Below are 16548 nucleotides of genomic sequence, written 5' to 3' on the forward strand. Positions count from 1 at the left end.
TAACACTTTCAAGGAAAAAGATTATGAAAATTCAATATTCCCCTCACGAGACGGCAAACCATAGGAGGAAGCCATGTCTGCACGCAGCCCAACAAGGCAAATCAAACGAAAGGCTAAAGGATTCAAAATTAGAATAGGAGAAGGTGAAATTATCAGTGAATATTATAGAGAGGAAGAATTTGACGGATTAGACGCAAAGCACGTACCTGAAGATACACAGGTTTCAAAATCATCGATATTAAATAACCCTTGGGTCATCGGCATTCTGATTGCAATAATTTTCTAAAAATCTACGAATATAATCCAAACCCTGCCCTTTGTGAGCAGGGTTTTATTTTGTGCATCTTTCTGCAGAACAACATTAATTGGAACGCTTTACCAAACCCTTTCAGCCAGCTCGCGTTCTTGTTGGCCAATGATATTTGTGTAGATGAATGTGGTTTGGATGTCTTTGTGGCCCAACCACTTTTGGATGCGGTCTAGGGGAATATCTTTCATGACACCGCGCGTGCCATAGGTGTGACGTAGGCCTCTCGGGGTGGCTTTGATGCCTGTTATGCCCGCCTGACCCATGGCTTGCTTGATGATCTTCCAAGCATGTGTTCTGCCCCAAAGGAATAGACGATTATTTTCTAATAACGTCAAATCAAATAGTGCGGCAAGGTGATCTTGCGGTGCTGGCACGCAGCGCATCACAATCCGCCCGCGCTTTTTGAGCGAGCGAAAAACGATAAACCCCTCTTCCACATGAATATTACTTGGGCATAGTGATAACGCCTCAGAAATCCTACATCCTGTGTAGAGCAAGGTCAGGCAAAATAATTGCTCTGTGGGACCTAAGCAATTGAGCGCCTGCTTAAAAGCTTCGCGCTCATTGCTGGTAAGATATTTACGGCTGCCGTTTGATGAGAAAATTGAGTGAGTTGATTGACGCATTAGACGCTCCTGTTTGTAAGCGCTTTTGGTATCAACCAGCCGATATTTTTAGCTCTCTCTTATTTCAGAATAATCGCCATAATCTTGTGAACAAAATTGGTGTATTTTGTTCACTAATTTGAATCACCCATTAACAATAATGGGTTAGCGCCCTGCGTATCAGGCCGTCTATGAACCTTACATGAACAGGAATCTCTATTTCAAGCTGTATTTTGGGCTTTTTTGAGGTGTGAACAAAATACACCAATTTTGTTCATATCACTACTTTAGCAGAAGGTGGCCGCAAAGTCTTTGTGACGCTTCTTTTGCTCTGTCATGGAGTACATTTTATGTCTGTTCAAACTATTCAGGTGAGCTCATCTGCGGCTATTGATAGCGCCGTAACTGGCTATCTCAATCAAGGTTTTACGGTTGCAAACCGCACCGATACCAAAGCCATTATGCAGAAGAACAAAGCGCCACTAAGCGCAGCTATGATTATTCTTGGCCTCATCGTCCCTATCTTTGGCTGGGCGTTCCTCATTGGCTATCTGATTATCCACGGTTCAAAGCCCGCATCTCAAGTGATTGAAATCAATCTGGCGGCTGAAGACTCATGAAGCGCATCATCTATCCCGTTATTGCTTTGGTTCTCGCTGGCTGCGTCACCGATACAGAAATACTCGGCAACTGGCAGCAAACAGTAAAACAAGCAAACCTTAAGCCAGACCTCGTCTGGCTTGGCGGAGACGGCCATAAAAGCCATTTCCACGGCATTCCAACCCGTGCCGAAGCTGTTGCGCTTGTGGGCGCTAACAAAGGCAAATTCGGCGGCATGGTTGGCTATGTCCATAAGCTCAACATTAAGAGCAATCGTGCAGCCATTGAGATAGCACCCCGCATTACGTCAGAAAACAATCGGGACTGCTATTTTAGATATGGCGGCGGTACGGATTATCTTGATTGTTTGCAAAGCAATAAGGGTATTTTTACATCAACCGTGACTTGCCATATCTCCAACTGGAAGGCCGTTAATCAAGCCACGGGCGGTACCATGCAATCAAACTTCAACAACCGCGAAAATGACCGCAACGCGTGGGATCACATCATGGTTGAAGGCGTTATTCACCGCGTTGAAGACAAAATCAGCAGCTACGACACAACGCCTCGTTATGGGTATGTTGGTTATGGCCGTAACGTGACCGTTTTCCAACATCGCACAATTCATATCAATAAATGCCGCATAGCTGTCTATCGCGGCAAAGTCATCCCAAAAATCTAAATATTATTCGGAGAAACCCCATGACAACCATGTGGACATGTAAATTTTGTGAAAAACCAGTCGCGCCCAACGCCTCCAAATGCCCTGCTTGCGGCGGTCATTTTGGTGTTGCTGAGCGTGGATATATGCGTGGCCAAGCTCGTGTGACGAGTAGAGCTCAATCCAATAAAAGTAAGAACGTGGGGTGTTCCATCTTTCTTGTTCCGCTCCTTGGCGCAGGCATTTGGCTGGCATCCAGCGTGTTTGGGGAAGCCAGCGAATGGGAAGCCTTTGGTAAGAATAACGCGATGGTGACCAGCGCAGATGGAAAATTGATTATTCATTGCGAAAGCGGTGAAGGCAGCTCGCTAGATCCCGGCATTAGCTTTTTTATTGAACCCACCAAAACCCTCCCACCATCGAAAGGTATGTTCTGGGGTATTTTTAATCGGGTTAAGGGAGAATTGATTGGCGGCGGCGAACGGGTTCGTTTCGACAATGACCGTTGGATATTATGGTCTAGCATCAAAGGGACTCTCAAAAACATGAAAGCGGGGAGTGAAATCCTCTTTCGTTATGACAAAGATCAATACCTTACTTTCCCCCTCACAGGCTCAAGTAAAGCGCTCGATGAATGCTTTAAACCCATTGTAGAACAAGATACCTACGCGCATAGCAAGGTTGATATCATCGGCATTAAAACAGGCATGGCTTATTCAACCGTTGCCAAACAAGTGACAAAGCACCTTGGCGTAGAACGCGTTGACTTTAATGATACAGATGCCACCTATTTTGGCACGACTACCCGATCAAATACGACCATCAAATTTGATTACTCGGCAACATGGCGCAAGAGTGAACCTCACCTACGCGAATATATCAAAGTTACTTTATCACCTGACTTGCTGGGCAAGCGGGTTCTTACAACTCAACGCGATCTATTTTATGAAACATCAGGTCGCAATTCTAAACCACCGCTCTTTAAAACGATCTACAACGAGGGTTTAAAGGCGAAATACGGCAACCCGTCCATCTGGTATGAAAGTAATGATAAGTTAAGCGGAAGTATTGTTTGGTTTTTTAATCCAGACACGGGGAAGGCCTTTGGTGAATCTTACCCAATTGAATGCTTTGATGCGCAGAAAATTCATGAACCAACGTGGAACGTTGCTGCTTCAACCCAAAACTATAGCCGCTTTGAAAACCAATACAGCCAAATTGCTAAAACTTGCGGCCCTTACATCAAAGTTAAATATGATAAGAGTGGCCAATTTCTAAAAAACCTCACCACAACCATGGTGGACGTTCCCCTTATCTTTGATACGGTTATGTATCTGTACCGTAACCTCAAAAGTGCGACTGATACGAAAGAGGAGAAACTGTTGAAGCAGTCATCTGATGTGAAGACGAAGTTTTGATTATCATAAAAGGAACAGACCCTTAATGTCATTCAAAACCTCAGTGCGATGAATAGTTAGAAAAACATAAAAATATGTTACAACTCAAACATCAACTAGAGACCTTCCGAACCTTCAAGCAACGCTTCATTATATTTACTTTTTGCAACATCAAATTCAAAATAATCTGACTTATAACAAGTTTCCTAAATGCTTCCTTGTGGTGACCTATCAAGATGGGGTAGGTAAACTCATTCAATCGCGGGTTTCTTTGAATGGCGTCACAGCGGGTTTGGAAAATATAAATTAGAGGGGACGGGCCCCTTGTAATCTCCATCCCTATTTAGGGCTTGTAATTAGAGAATGGATGGCTTCATGAGCTTCTCGAAGCTCAGATCGCTCATCATCAAGAAACAACGTATGCACGTTGTTGATGGCTGTTTCTAAATCTATGGCATCCACTGTTATTTCGTAAATAATTGTTTCCTCCACCTCTATGTCAAAAGAACGCTGGCCGTTGAGGGCCAGCGCATTGAGATGTGATTTGAGAAGAGGCATTATGCAGCCTCCTTTGTTTTGATCTTGATTTTGCGAACAACCATTTTACCCTCAACAAGAGGTGTGTAGTTCACCGCAAGGTTCATGCCCTCGCCGTCTTTATGCTGCCAGGCAACACCTATTTTCGTCCAACGTGCATTGTCGTTTTCTCCAACGACGTGAAAGATTTCATGTGTTGGCTTGTGGTTTTGTTTTGTCATTTTATTTCTCCTTTTTAATTGCCTCAGCGCCATTCGCTTCGGTTGTGAATTTTTAAGGAACGTGCGCTTGAGCAACGACGCAATGTCTCTTCTCGGTTTGGTGCGGAAGACGACTTGCGGTGGGGCTGCAAACGTTCATGTTCACAAACGATCCGATTGCGAAGCGCTGAGGTTTAAAAAGTGAGAAATCACAAAACAGACGACCACAAACCATGACTATTTTACAGCTTGGAAACAATGCACTTGGTCAGGATGAAGGCTGCATAAGGAAGGTGGGACAATCCATAAACACACCCCACTTCATAAAATGGTTGTTTGCGAAAAGGCGGTGCAGCAAAATGTATGATGTTGGACACATCGCAATGCGCTGCCCGTGCAGGCCGTCACTAGACGAAATCGGGTAGTGACGGCTCTGCCGAAAACGGCTGCCATGCAGGGATGACCCGCACTCTTAGGCAATGACGGTCCAATGATGACACCAAGATTCTTTGTCATTTTTTGACGAATACTTTGGACAAAAGCAACGATCTATACCATGATTTTATCACGATGCCGATCACTGTAAGGAACGTGCATCCAAACTAATCACCTCATATTTTTACTTGTAAACTGCAAAGGAAATAGCCATGAAGCTATGCTGTCCACGACCGCCACCGTGCGGAAATTAAACTGTATTTATAGAATACAGCGCCCATCTGGGCACGGTATGAAACAAGCACCTTCGGGTGCTTTTTTATGCCCTCGTCTTTCCCGCAATACATCGAAAGGAGAAACAGACTATCGGTCTTTACCGCAGTCTTATGCGGGCTATGCCACCCACGGGTACGTAGCGACCATGAACACTAACCAACAAAATGAAAGAATAGAATATGGATCATCTCACGATGGACCTTGTAAAGATAAGCCGTCGCCACCGCGACGGTTCAATTGGCACACAGAAGAACCGCCAGCGAGGCCTAACCGCTATGGCTAAACAACTAAGTTCACTAGGGTATCAACTTAAATCTGCGCATAGCCTTAAACCAAAACACGTCCATGCTTTGGTAGAAACATGGCAGAACACAGATTGCACACCTGCAACGATTAGAAACAGATTAAGTTGGCTGAGATGGTGGGCAGAAAAGATTAATAAATCAGCGATTATTGAACGGAATAATCGCGCATATAATGCAGCAGACCGCAACACAATTGAGATCAATCGAGCACAATCTCTCGATCATGAGAAACTCAACGCTATAGAATGCCCACATGTCAAAGCTGCCCTATTACTACAGGCCGCATTTGGCCTGAGACGTGAAGAAGCTATGAAGTTCCAACCAAGCTTTGCCATGGGGCAAGATAGAATTAAGCTGAAAGGAAGCTGGACAAAAGGCGGACGTTATCGAGAAATTCCAATAACCAGCGCCCATCAATACAAAGTATTAGATTTAGCGCAACGCATTGCAGGCAAAGGCTCATTAATCCCATCTGATAAATCTTATAGAAAACAGCTTAAGTCCTATGAATACCAGACGCTTAAAGCGGGTCTTAGAAATACCCATGGCCTAAGACATAAATACGCCCAATGGCGATATGCAAAGCTCACAGACATGCCCTGCCCTCACGCTGGCGGTAAACGCTGGCGCGACATGACCAAGCAAGAAAGAGCTAAAGACAGAGAGGCAAGACGTATGATTTCAAATGAGCTGGGCCATAGCCGCCTTGCGATTACCGATATTTATCTTGGAAAGGCAATGCGATGAATTATGCTGAAGACATAAGAGCAAAGACGCAAGCCTCCCGCCATGACTATGCACACATGCTTTTTAACATCCAAAGAATCCAAGATTTTATAAAAAACAAAGCCAGCGATGGCCACTGCCAACTGCGCATCTTTCAAAGTCATCCGCATGAACTCAAGGATGAGATTGCAACACAAGCACTTCTTCAATGGCTAGATGAGAATGGATTTCATTACTCATGGGAAGAAACATTTATCCAAGCAGATAAACTAAGACCACGTACTTACGGCAAGTACCATGAGCTTGTGATCAACTGGTGAGAGGACTAACCTTCATGTTGGACAAATGCATTTCAACAAAACCCATAAAAACGCCTATTTTATAGGCATTAGCGGCTTAAAACTCAACACAACCTTAGTTAGATGTTACAATACAATTTAACATCATAAGCTTCACTTTTCCCCCGATTTTTTATGATCGCCCATTGAGCGGAATACAAGAATCGGATTTTCTAACCGCAAAGGAGATAATATTGTCTGCAGCACTACCAATGTTACATCGACTTTTACAAGGTGAACCCACCCTTCCTCATAACAAAGGGAAATGCATACTAGTACAATTTGAAGGTGAACCTCATATTTTGAGATCTGGTCAGATTGATGCATTCGCATTTGAACTCGAAAAATACTTTGACATGAAATTCCATCTGACTGGAATCGAAGATCGCTGTATTTTAACTTACTATAGACCTGAAATGTTCACAAAATCCATATCAAAATATATCCGTGAAAATATGACAGTAAGTTTCATGGGACATTGCTCTACACGTTTTGGTATAGTTAGGGCAGATTTTTACGGACGGATTTTTACACTCCATGAGTAATGAAACCTTTAAGCGGATGGCGGGCAAGAGCCCGCTTTCTTTTGCAATAATAATTCCAACAATTAAAGAATTTGACGTAATCGTACCCACGATCAAAGGTGCATTGGCGGAATTTATTTTGATAAATGCGAGCAGACCATCTGGACGAGTACCAGCAAAGGAAGAAAAGAGAGATAATCAGACCTTAACAAGCCAGATTATCGAAGTCGCTATCGGTGAACATTTCCATAAAGTTGGTTTTTTCTGTTCTACTCAGATGGGAAACGCATTCTCTGCAGCAATCACAGGGTACGTAATAAGTGAATATTCGCCATCAATGATCATCAGCGCAGGCATTGCAGGTGGATTGAATCCGCTTAAAACAAAACTTGGTGACGTTATTATCCCATTCGAAGTTCGATATCTCGGTTATGATAAGGTTGGTGATTATCTAAATTATGAAAAAGAAAAAAAACACACACAGGCTCTAGAAAAAATAACTATGTTTCAAGAGAATGACTTTTATATGAGATTTAAACAAAAAAGTGCTAACTTTTTCGATACTGACGGTTCAGCATACCTTGCACTTAAGGATTACCTCTCAGAATTAAAACTTGAAAGTACTGAATTGCAAGAAAGCGTAACCAATTCTCTTAATAAAAATGAAATCGAATATTCTGATCATGATTGTAAAATTTTTCGTGGCGATAAGACTGCTATTTTTTCTTGGGAAAAGGTTTTAGACAGCCGCAAGTTTGCAGAAGGCATCTCAGGCAAAAATGCTACTTTATTCGACGATTGCCCAGCAGTAGATATGGAATCTTATGGCTTTCTTCAAACAATTAACATTTTACCAAAAGGCAAAAGACCTGACGCTTTAATCGTTCGAGGCATTTCAGATTATGTTGGGTTAAAACATGTTACAGATAATTTAGATTATAAATGGCGCAATCATGCAATGCGAAACGTTGGCTATACAATTTCAGAGATCATAAGAAAACGGAGTAAGTAGTCGATTTTTCACCAGTCATCTATCAGTAGACATATAAAAATTCGATTTAAAATATTATCATAATAATGATTCTATATAGTGTTTTAAAAGAAGCTAACGCTCCCTATCTTGTTCCGGCTCCCTTTCGAGTTCCTGTATCATTTCGTTCATAGCCTCATCCATTTCCTTGGGATGGCGAGGTTCACGATATGGCCCAGGCACCGGATGATCGTTTTCCGCTTCAGGTAGTTGCAAATAGTTTTTGAGGCGTTCGATCATTGGCTGCTTAATAGCTTTTTGATAAGCACCTATTCTGTCAATATCATCTTGCCTCTGAATTTCCTGCATTCGCCGCATTAAAATAACATCTTTCGCAGCCTGGACAGCGTATTTACCCATTTCAGCAGCTTCTTCTAAAAGCTGTTTTTCTTGGTAGGTTCGATACATATTGGATGCGCGAAGATAGACACTTTTTTGTGCATTTTCTATACGTTCACGCCGTGCCGCATCCATTTCTAAATCTTGCTTGTAAAGCTCGTGACGTGAGGCACGGTCATCCTGCGGTATATATGTTGCATCTTGCTGAAGCTCCGACGTTTGCTCAACATCTAATTCAAGCGACTGCGCCTCATATTCTGGCGGTACAAGTTCTTGTTCCTCTATCCGTTCAAGTTTTTGATCCTGCCAGTAACGGTGTAGCTCTTCCCGCTCCGCTAATTTCATATCATGGGTGGGGACCTCTTTCGGTGGCCAATCATCTCTTTGCGTCAAGTTTGGATAAAGTTCTTTATCTGTTTGAGTTGGCTCTTGCATGTCACTCTCCTGTTCAGGCCGTTCCATTTCGTTTGATGTTTCTTCAACCTGTGCATGTTCATGCACTATCGGCTGAGAAGTATTTTCATGGTGATGCGAAGCATCTCGATGAGGCCCGCGATGCTTGGTCGGTTCCGCCTCAATCCCACGGGCCTTATAACTGCGGTGATCAACCCGTAGGGATGATCCCGATTTTTCTAAATATAGGTTGGTTATATCCGCCCACGCTTTGCGCGTTTCGGTAATAAACTTGCGTGTATCAATTGCTGTAATCTTGCCGCTAAATCCATCACGATCTAACGCAAAGGTCGTCAGTAAAATATGCGCATGGGGATTATGATCCTTTGGATCGTTATGAATGGCCACATCCACCACGCAGCCCATCGCAACAAACGGTTTAATAAAATCTTTGAGAAGCTGAATGCGATCACGTGCGGGAACATCCCGCGTGAACGCCGCTTCAATCTTTTTTGCTAGTCGCGAATCTTTACGCTTGGCATTTTTTTCTACTGCATTCCAAAGTTGAGCACGATTTTTGGCCCAATTCGCTGTTCCGTTTGGCGCAAAAATCTCTGCAAAAATCACATCATCATCACCCGCGTCTCGCGCGATGATCTCTTTATTTCTCTTATCGCTAAACAGCGTTTCGCCCGACTGATAGGATGCCGCCACAATCGCGCTGCGCTGCCTCACATCTTCATTTTTGGCTGAAACATTGCCAATATGGCAATGGATATTTCCGTCCTGCATAGCCTCACCAAGTACAATTTATCCAACAAGTGCGGCGAGCCGCGCTGTTGGTTTCCTTCTAAATCTGTCAAACGGCACGCCGTTTCCTATAAAAACCCATCCGCACGGTAAGTGCGGGGGTTGTAGGGGGTCGCCCCTACCGCACTCCGCGTTTTGACGTGCGGAACGCCGTTGAAACGCGGTTATAGGTTGACCAACTTGGGCTGCTTTATTCAAACCTGTAATACAAGTTGGGCAACCTGTAAGTGCGCTCTACAGGTTGCCGAGCTTAGTATTGACTCTTTTAAGTTGCAATGCCTAAGTTATACACCACGAGTTTCGGGGAGTGTAAATGTGAGTAACAACCCATTTGATATTAAGAACGCTGTGGGCTTTTCAATTGACGACATTGGCAAGAGTGCAAAGACGGGCGTGGATGTTTATCGCACCATGTCTAGCTGGAGCTTAAAACGCCGCCTTCAAAAAGAAGGCTATGACCCCATCACCATTGATGCAGCCGTTGAGGCCGCCAAAGCAGGCCGAGACCCAACCAGCATTTTAGCGCAAGCACAAGAAGCGTACGCGCTGCGCGACAAGCAAACTCATATACGCAACAACCCGCCGCCCATTCATGGCTCTGCGCGATGGAGCCAACGAGCAGATTTAATGCGGCAAAATATACTGGTTCCAAATAACGGTAAAGGTCTGTCACTGGGGCATTACGGCAATGAAGCACTCACATGGAACGGTGAGAGCCATTTATTGACGATTGCGCCAACCCGCACGGGTAAAAGTACGCTACAGATCGTTCCTAATCTGTTGCAATACAAAGGGTCAGCTGTTGTTCTTGATCCCAAAGGTGAACTCTTTGCGCTTACATCAAAATGGCGCGAGGAGAACGTTGGCCCTGTTTATGTTCTTAATCCTTTTGGCCTTGAACCGCTCAATAGTTTTACTGACAGTTTTAATCCATTAGATAGTGTCAAAGACAGCCTGAGCGCGACGAAGCTCGCCGAGGTTATTTACCCTCGTTCCAATAACCCGCAACAGCAATTCTTTGACCACGAGGCCATTGGCTTTTTATCCGCTGTCATCGAATATGTGGCGTGCTATCGGCCAAAGTCTGATCGTAATCTGTCGTTTATTCGCACCCACCTTTCCTCCTTAAATAAACGCTTCTACGATCTCCTTAAAGAGATGTGCCAAACCCATTTACCAGCATCCATTCAAAATGCAGCAGGTAACTTTTGGACCAAATCAAATGACACGGGCAAACCGCGCGTTATGGACAGTATCAACCAGCACATGCGTATTTGGGATAACGAAGGACTACAGAAAGCAACGGCACATTCCTTCTTCAACTTTAAAGACCTCAAAGACAAGCCAGCCACCGTGTATCTCATGCTGCCATTTGAGGAGATTGAAGCTTATTCTACGTTTGTGCGCATGGTGTTTGCCACTGCTCTCAACGCCATGCTGGAGAACAAAACGAAACCAGAAATTCCCGTATTGTTCGTGCTTGATGAGTTTTTAGCACTGGATAGTGATGATCGCTTTGTGTCCGCCCTGCGCACCCATGCAAGTGCTGGTGTTCGTTTGTGGTTCTTTCTACAAGATTTACCGACACTTGAGCAAAAATACCCCACCACTTGGAAATCCTTTCTGCAAGTGGAAACCAAAACCTTTTTTGGTACAGATGATCCCTACACCGCTAAACTTGTTAGCGAATACCTCGGAGATCAAACCGTCGCCTACGAAGTACCGAATATGTCTGCGAGCACAACGAGCGGCACTTCCGCCAGCACCTCCTACTCCATCAGTGAAAACCTTCACCTGACCAGTCGTAATCTCATGACACCAGATGAAGTTATTCATTTTATGTCCGGCGATGGTTCTGGTCGCAATGGCATTCATTTTATGCGCAACATAAGGCCAGTACAGGCCCAGTTGACGCCATGGTTTCGTAATCCAGAGTTAAAGGCACGTACATGAAAACGACCAATTTTAAATCGAACTCAATGTTTGAAACATTGTTCATCATGGCTTTCAGCGCGATAGTTGGTGGCGTCATTGCTGTCATTGTAGCCCTCCCTGCGGCTATCGCCGCTGTTGCCTTTATGGGGCCTGTTGTTTGGTTTACAGTAGGCCCCATACTCCTTGCTGCGGCCTCTGCCTCCATTATGTGGGCAATCATCGGCGTACCTATCTGGGCAATTATAGGCGGCTTTTTATTCGCAAACATGTTGTCCGGAAATGGCCGAGCTTCAAGACAAAATAATGTTACGTTCTTCTCGTCTACACACCCAATTGCCAAACGAACAAACGAATTAGCAGAAAAACTCGCCCTACCCAATATCCCTTACATTGGCTGGTACGAAGAGAAGAACATCAATGCTTTTGCCATGGGAACAAGGTTGGATAATACGCTCATCGCTTTCAGCAAAGGCGCGATTGAAAAACTTTCAACAGAAGAACTTGATGCTGTGATTGGCCATGAACTAGCCCACGTCGCCAATCAAGATATGTATCGCATGACCTTCTTGCGAGGTGCTCAAGAAGCCCTCACCTTTTTTCTTATCTTCCGTTCAGCCAAGAAAATAGCCCGTTGGGTTTTTACGCCACTGTCCGAATTATACATCTTGAAATTTTCAAGAGAACGAGAATTTGAAGCGGATAATATCGCTGCACAACTCACATCACCAAACGACATGACCGCTGCATTAATCGCCATTCAAAACCAAAAGCACCTCAACAATCAACCAGACCCCTACGCAAATACCCGCATATCTGGCTGGAATACTGAGGGGCTGTTTAGCACCCATCCGCCGCTAACAAAGAGAATTGAGACGCTAAGTTACTTTTAGTCGCGGCGCTGTTTGATGGTTTTGGTTGCCTCTTTTAAGAGAACTACCGACCTCGCCGTACATTAATCGCCCGTGCATCAAGACTATTCTTTAAATGCACAGCATAGTGCTTTTCAATCATCTCAACGCTCGTGCGGCAGTTTTTTGCAATTTGATAGATATCTGCACCTTCAAGCAATCTGAATGAGATATAACTGTGCCGCAACGAATAAAGTGTCCGGCTATTACCGTTACGATCAACCTTTAGGTTTAACTCTTCCAGTATTCGATTAAATTGCTTCTTGTGGTCAACACTAAACAATCTGTCTGTTGGGTTAGGTTTATTACGTTTCACCATTCGTTTAAAAGGCCACACAGCGCCTTTGGTGCTTTTGCAGAACCCAACACCCCTTTTGCCCCGCACTTCAATTTCTAGGATCGTTTCATCGGTATCTTTGTCATCGACGATGTCAATGTCTCTATACTCCAGCCAATTGGCTTCATCAGGACGAATTCCCGTATTAGCCATGAATAAAATCTTATCATGTAATTGCTCTGCTAAGTACGTCTGCCGCGTACCCTTGGCCTGTTTGATATTTTCCCGTGTGGCCTCATAGAGCTGCTTATATTCATCTGGTGAAAACCAAGCGCGGTGCACTACTTTGCCAGAAGATTTATATGGCTGCGATAAATCAGGGACATATTGAAGCCAACCAGAACGAACTGCTGTTTTTAGCACCATCCGCAATGTCACCGTCTCATGATGCAAGGTGCTTCGCGATGGCGGTTTCTTTTCTTTACCTCTTTCATCTGTACCAGGATTATTAGCGCGATGAATGCGGTATTCTTGTAAAGTACCTGCGTTAATGGTTGAGAGGCCCAATTCACCAAAATACGGAATGAGATGCATTTTAATACGGCGATAATGATCTTTCACCCAACGCTCATTTCTTTCGCCTTCGGTAAGAACCTCATATTCATTCATAAATTTTTGTGCGGCATCGTCAAAAGTATGTTCACTTAGAATATCCCCGCTGCGTTTCTTATCTAAAAGATCAAAATACCAATCTTCAGCGATTTCCTTAGCGCGGCTTAGGCTGTCTTCTTTAGTGCTTTTACGGCGATTCTTACCTGCAATATATGCTGCACAGAACCAGTTATTCCCTGTTTCACGCCGATATATGCGGACTTTATCACCTAGAATCTTATGTGTTTCGCCCATTTCCAACACCTTTTCATCACATGGGTAATTTTGGGTAAGTCTTGGGAAACACTAATTTGCAGTAGAATCACTGTCAAATCTGAAAGCTATATCATTGATTTTATTGATAAAAATGGCAGGGGCAGAAGGGTTCGAACCCTCGACCTACGGTTTTGGAGACCGTCGCTCTACCAACTGAGCTATACCCCTATTAAATGTCGTCCGGTTCGCGTTTAAGCGAGCTGGGAAAAAAATGCAAGGGGAATATGAGAACAATTCGCGACATACTTAACGATGCTACGGTGTTTTTTATTGTAAGCTCACTAATATTCCGCCTGCGCAGGCTGTTTCATTAACAGTCAGTGTTCAACAGGCGTCTCTGCACATGAATAACGTTGCCTCAATCCTTAACAGACAATTATAAATTCTAATAACGAGAAAACATACATCAACCACAACCCCGCTAAATGACTCATATCCCTATAATTCAAAGGCTTATGCCAAAAAGTAGATAATTCTCGGGCATTTTCAATAAGCTTATAACGAGTGATCAATACTTTGTTTACCATCCAACATTAATACTCTTTCACGTTCATGAAGAGCGCTAAATTGACACTATGACTGTGTGAAATGACAATGGGGTTCTTCATGTTCAAAAATCTAGCTATATCTAAGCGTGTCGCGCTTGGTATTTCCATTCCACTCATCGGACTTACGATTCTCGCGGGCATTGCGATCTGGGAAGCCTATCGAAATTACCAATCGATGGTTTTTCTCAGCTATGTTTCAGAAACTATAGATGAGCTAGCTACATTAACAAACAAGCTGCAGGTAGAACGCGGACAAACCGCAATTTTTATTGGTTCTGGTGCCAAAGCACCTCAGCCTGAGTTGATCAAAGCGCGAACAGAAACAAATGGTGAAGTAGATCGCCTTCATGTTGTTGTTGAGCATATTAAAGAAACAAATGACATGCGACTGGCTAAAGAGCTTGCTGAACTTGAAGATGAAGTTCGATCATTGGAAGCTGTGCGTTTGCAAATTAACAATGGTGAGATCGAACTGAAAAAAGCGATGAGCTTTTATACAAAGAAGATCGGTCACATTATTGAAATCGGTTTTCATGCTTCTAAAAGAGCAAATAACGCTGAATTGGCTTTAGAAACCGTCGGTATGATGGAACTTGCTGAAGCGAAAGAATATGCGGGTCAAGAGCGTGGCCTGGTTGCCGGTCTTATTTCTAGCGGTACGGTTGACAAAGAGCAGCTTGTTAAACTTGAGAAGAATATTGGTAAGCAAGAAACATTATTATTTAATTTCATCAATAACCAGCCCATACGAAACCAAGACCATTTCACAAAGCTTATTAAATCTGTCGATCTTGCACCTGTTACGGCGATGCGGAAAAAAATTGCTGACTATGCGCTAGATGGCACTCCATTGGATTTCACAGCAACAGATTGGTTTACTACTTCTACAAAACGGATCAACCAGTTTCGTGATATCGAAATTGCTGCAGCTGAAGAAATAGCTCATGGTGCTACAAAAATTACGAGTTCTACATTTAACCATTTGCTCATTGTCATTCTAATTTCGACAATAACTTTAGTTACAGCAGTCATCATCGGCTTCTTCATCGCTCGTTCAATTTCCAAGGCTATCAACAATACTACAGACGAGATGAAAGCGCTTGCACAAGGTGATACAAGTTTCGAAATATCCGGCCTTGGCTCCAATACAGAACTCGGTGAAATGGCACAGGCGATTGCGGTATTTAAAGACAATGCAATTGCTCGTATTGAAATGGAAGCTCAAGTCGAAGAGGAGGAGCTGCGTACGAAAGAAGCACAAGAAAAAGACGAGAAAATTAAAGCACAGCAAAAACATGAAGTTGAAACAGTTGTAAACTCTCTCGGAAATGCGCTTCAACGCCTTGCGAGCGGAGATCTCTCCAAAGGTATCTCTACAGAATATGCAAGTGAATTTGCGAAATTAAAGAGCGACTTCGGTGACTCTATCGCCCGCCTTTCTACTGCAATGAATGAAATCAATCAAACGACCGTTGAGATCGGAGATAATTCTAACGAGTTACGTATTGCAGCCGATGATCTGGCACAACGCACAGAACAGCAAGCAGCGTCACTTGAGGAAACATCCGCCGCTCTTGAAGAAATTACAGGCACGGTTAAAGAATCCGCCGAACGCGCACAAGAAGCCCGTGAAAAGGCTGGTGTTGCGAAAGAAAGCACAGCAAAATCTAGCCAGGTTGTGCAAGACGCCGTAAATGCCATGGAACGGATTGAAAGCGCATCGGGCGAGATTGAGAATATCATTAGCGTTATTGATGAAATTGCGTTCCAAACAAATCTCTTGGCATTGAATGCCGGCGTTGAGGCTGCGCGCGCAGGGGAAGCAGGCAAAGGCTTTGCCGTTGTCGCCCAGGAGGTGCGTGAACTAGCTCAGCGTTCCGCAACTGCTGCAAAGCAAATCAAAGAACTAATCACCAACTCTGGCGAAGAAGTATCAACTGGTGTGTCGCTTGTGAAAGCAACCGGCGACGCGCTTACCACAATATCTGAGCAGGTCATCGAGATTGATACGCATATTCAGTCAATTGCCAGAGCATCATCAGAACAGTCAGAAGGCCTTAATGAAGTCAATAAAGCTGTAAATGCAATGGATCAGGTCACACAGCAAAATGCGGCGATGGTTGAAGAGACTAATGCAGTTACCCACCGTCTTTCTGAGGAAGCAGAAAAGCTGACTGGTCTTGTTGGTCAATTCCAAACAAAACAAACAGCAAAACAGCAAAGCAATGCGCCTACCCCACCACAAACTGTTCAGGCCGCAAAACAACCAACTCAGGTTGCCGTGGCTTCCGCAAAGCAACATGACACTGTTAAATCTCCAGCACGTGCCATGGTCCAGAAGGTTGCTGCCGGCATGGGAAGCGCTGCCACTGCCGAGGACAGTTGGGATGAATTCTAAACACCTCTAAACTTGAATTAGCTATAAAACAGACCCCCAAGGTAATCCTTTGGGGGTTTTGTTTTGCAA

The 16548-nt window shown here is 44.0% G+C and carries 16 protein-coding genes and 1 tRNA gene; 11 read left to right on the forward strand and 6 right to left on the reverse strand.

What is annotated here, in order from left to right:
• The first annotated feature begins 73 nt into the window (after positions 1-73).
• Positions 74-286, forward strand: coding sequence for a hypothetical protein (locus AB2J24_RS11790; RefSeq protein WP_162651141.1), 213 nt, complete (start codon positions 74-76; stop codon positions 284-286).
• 89 nt (positions 287-375) lie between these two features.
• On the opposite strand, the gene AB2J24_RS11795 is transcribed toward AB2J24_RS11790, so the two are convergent.
• On the reverse strand, positions 376-936 hold the full coding sequence (locus tag AB2J24_RS11795; RefSeq protein ID WP_162651142.1) for a tyrosine-type recombinase/integrase: 561 nt from the start codon (positions 934-936) through the stop codon (positions 376-378).
• A gap of 329 nt (positions 937-1265) precedes the next feature.
• On the opposite strand from AB2J24_RS11795, the gene AB2J24_RS11800 reads away from it, so the two are divergent.
• The 3 genes from AB2J24_RS11800 to AB2J24_RS11810 all read left to right on the forward strand — a co-directional run bounded on the left by AB2J24_RS11800 (position 1266) and on the right by AB2J24_RS11810 (position 3594).
• On the forward strand, positions 1266-1535 hold the full coding sequence (locus AB2J24_RS11800) for a hypothetical protein (RefSeq protein ID WP_162651143.1): 270 nt from the start codon (positions 1266-1268) through the stop codon (positions 1533-1535).
• Positions 1532-2197, forward strand: coding sequence for a hypothetical protein (locus tag AB2J24_RS11805; protein ID WP_162651144.1), 666 nt, complete (start codon positions 1532-1534; stop codon positions 2195-2197). Before AB2J24_RS11800 ends, AB2J24_RS11805 begins: the two co-directional genes overlap by 4 nt.
• A 125-nt stretch (positions 2198-2322) precedes the next feature.
• Positions 2323-3594, forward strand: coding sequence for a hypothetical protein (locus AB2J24_RS11810; protein ID WP_367385598.1), 1272 nt, complete (start codon positions 2323-2325; stop codon positions 3592-3594).
• Positions 3595-3912: 318 nt separating this feature from the next.
• Here AB2J24_RS11810 and AB2J24_RS11815 read toward each other — a convergent pair whose 3' ends face one another.
• Both AB2J24_RS11815 and AB2J24_RS11820 read right to left on the reverse strand, forming a co-directional pair.
• On the reverse strand, positions 3913-4131 hold the full coding sequence (locus AB2J24_RS11815; protein WP_162651146.1) for a hypothetical protein: 219 nt from the start codon (positions 4129-4131) through the stop codon (positions 3913-3915).
• Entirely contained in the window at positions 4131-4331 is a 201-nt protein-coding gene (locus tag AB2J24_RS11820; RefSeq protein WP_162651147.1) for a hypothetical protein, read from the reverse strand. Before AB2J24_RS11820 ends, AB2J24_RS11815 begins: the two co-directional genes overlap by 1 nt.
• 869 nt (positions 4332-5200) lie before the next feature.
• On the opposite strand from AB2J24_RS11820, the gene AB2J24_RS11825 reads away from it, so the two are divergent.
• The 4 genes from AB2J24_RS11825 to AB2J24_RS11840 all read left to right on the forward strand — a co-directional run bounded on the left by AB2J24_RS11825 (position 5201) and on the right by AB2J24_RS11840 (position 7926).
• Complete coding sequence (locus AB2J24_RS11825) at positions 5201-6073, forward strand: phage integrase N-terminal domain-containing protein (protein ID WP_162651148.1); 873 nt, start codon at positions 5201-5203, stop codon at positions 6071-6073.
• Entirely contained in the window at positions 6070-6372 is a 303-nt protein-coding gene (locus AB2J24_RS11830; RefSeq protein ID WP_162651149.1) for a hypothetical protein, read from the forward strand. The genes AB2J24_RS11825 and AB2J24_RS11830 overlap by 4 nt, the downstream gene beginning before the upstream one ends.
• A gap of 212 nt (positions 6373-6584) precedes the next feature.
• Positions 6585-6935 carry a hypothetical protein gene (locus AB2J24_RS11835; protein WP_162651150.1) on the forward strand — a complete coding sequence of 117 codons (351 nt, stop codon included), beginning with the start codon at positions 6585-6587 and terminating at the stop codon, positions 6933-6935.
• On the forward strand, positions 6928-7926 hold the full coding sequence (locus AB2J24_RS11840; RefSeq protein WP_162651151.1) for a 5'-methylthioadenosine/S-adenosylhomocysteine nucleosidase: 999 nt from the start codon (positions 6928-6930) through the stop codon (positions 7924-7926). The genes AB2J24_RS11835 and AB2J24_RS11840 overlap by 8 nt, the downstream gene beginning before the upstream one ends.
• A 93-nt stretch (positions 7927-8019) precedes the next feature.
• On the opposite strand, the gene AB2J24_RS11845 is transcribed toward AB2J24_RS11840, so the two are convergent.
• Positions 8020-9468, reverse strand: coding sequence for a MobA/MobL family protein (locus tag AB2J24_RS11845; protein ID WP_162651152.1), 1449 nt, complete (start codon positions 9466-9468; stop codon positions 8020-8022).
• 333 nt (positions 9469-9801) lie between these two features.
• Here AB2J24_RS11845 and AB2J24_RS11850 point away from each other — a divergent pair, with 333 nt between their 5' ends.
• Complete coding sequence (locus tag AB2J24_RS11850; RefSeq protein WP_162651153.1) at positions 9802-11439, forward strand: type IV secretory system conjugative DNA transfer family protein; 1638 nt, start codon at positions 9802-9804, stop codon at positions 11437-11439.
• A complete protein-coding gene (locus tag AB2J24_RS11855) occupies positions 11436-12311 on the forward strand; it encodes a M48 family metalloprotease (protein ID WP_162651154.1) in 876 nt (291 codons plus the stop codon). The genes AB2J24_RS11850 and AB2J24_RS11855 overlap by 4 nt, the downstream gene beginning before the upstream one ends.
• 43 nt (positions 12312-12354) lie before the next feature.
• Here AB2J24_RS11855 and AB2J24_RS11860 read toward each other — a convergent pair whose 3' ends face one another.
• On the reverse strand, positions 12355-13512 hold the full coding sequence (locus tag AB2J24_RS11860) for a tyrosine-type recombinase/integrase (RefSeq protein WP_162651155.1): 1158 nt from the start codon (positions 13510-13512) through the stop codon (positions 12355-12357).
• A 113-nt stretch (positions 13513-13625) separates the two neighbouring features.
• Positions 13626-13701, reverse strand: a tRNA-Trp gene (locus AB2J24_RS11865).
• Between the two features lie 438 nt (positions 13702-14139).
• Here AB2J24_RS11865 and AB2J24_RS11870 point away from each other — a divergent pair.
• The gene (locus tag AB2J24_RS11870; protein WP_367385599.1) at positions 14140-16479 is read left to right on the forward strand and encodes a methyl-accepting chemotaxis protein; all 2340 of its coding nucleotides are present in this window, start codon (positions 14140-14142) and stop codon (positions 16477-16479) included.
• The last annotated feature ends 69 nt before the right edge of the window (positions 16480-16548 follow it).

Source organism: Lentilitoribacter sp. EG35 (assembly GCF_040784015.1).
Lineage (GTDB): Bacteria > Pseudomonadota > Alphaproteobacteria > Rhizobiales > Rhizobiaceae > Lentilitoribacter.

What these genes read in the sequence shown, in the direction of transcription:
- AB2J24_RS11790 (WP_162651141.1), top strand. Translation starts at nt 74, where the DNA reads ATGTCTGCACGCAGCCCAACAAGGCAAATCAAACGAAAGGCTAAAGGA.
- AB2J24_RS11795 (WP_162651142.1), bottom strand. Translation starts at nt 936, where the DNA reads ATGCGTCAATCAACTCACTCAATTTTCTCATCAAACGGCAGCCGTAAA.
- AB2J24_RS11800 (WP_162651143.1), top strand. Translation starts at nt 1,266, where the DNA reads ATGTCTGTTCAAACTATTCAGGTGAGCTCATCTGCGGCTATTGATAGC.
- AB2J24_RS11805 (WP_162651144.1), top strand. Translation starts at nt 1,532, where the DNA reads ATGAAGCGCATCATCTATCCCGTTATTGCTTTGGTTCTCGCTGGCTGC.
- AB2J24_RS11810 (WP_367385598.1), top strand. Translation starts at nt 2,323, where the DNA reads ATGCGTGGCCAAGCTCGTGTGACGAGTAGAGCTCAATCCAATAAAAGT.
- AB2J24_RS11815 (WP_162651146.1), bottom strand. Translation starts at nt 4,131, where the DNA reads ATGCCTCTTCTCAAATCACATCTCAATGCGCTGGCCCTCAACGGCCAG.
- AB2J24_RS11820 (WP_162651147.1), bottom strand. Translation starts at nt 4,331, where the DNA reads ATGACAAAACAAAACCACAAGCCAACACATGAAATCTTTCACGTCGTT.
- AB2J24_RS11825 (WP_162651148.1), top strand. Translation starts at nt 5,201, where the DNA reads ATGGATCATCTCACGATGGACCTTGTAAAGATAAGCCGTCGCCACCGC.
- AB2J24_RS11830 (WP_162651149.1), top strand. Translation starts at nt 6,070, where the DNA reads ATGAATTATGCTGAAGACATAAGAGCAAAGACGCAAGCCTCCCGCCAT.
- AB2J24_RS11840 (WP_162651151.1), top strand. Translation starts at nt 6,928, where the DNA reads ATGAGTAATGAAACCTTTAAGCGGATGGCGGGCAAGAGCCCGCTTTCT.
- AB2J24_RS11845 (WP_162651152.1), bottom strand. Translation starts at nt 9,468, where the DNA reads ATGCAGGACGGAAATATCCATTGCCATATTGGCAATGTTTCAGCCAAA.
- AB2J24_RS11855 (WP_162651154.1), top strand. Translation starts at nt 11,436, where the DNA reads ATGAAAACGACCAATTTTAAATCGAACTCAATGTTTGAAACATTGTTC.
- AB2J24_RS11860 (WP_162651155.1), bottom strand. Translation starts at nt 13,512, where the DNA reads ATGGGCGAAACACATAAGATTCTAGGTGATAAAGTCCGCATATATCGG.
- AB2J24_RS11870 (WP_367385599.1), top strand. Translation starts at nt 14,140, where the DNA reads ATGTTCAAAAATCTAGCTATATCTAAGCGTGTCGCGCTTGGTATTTCC.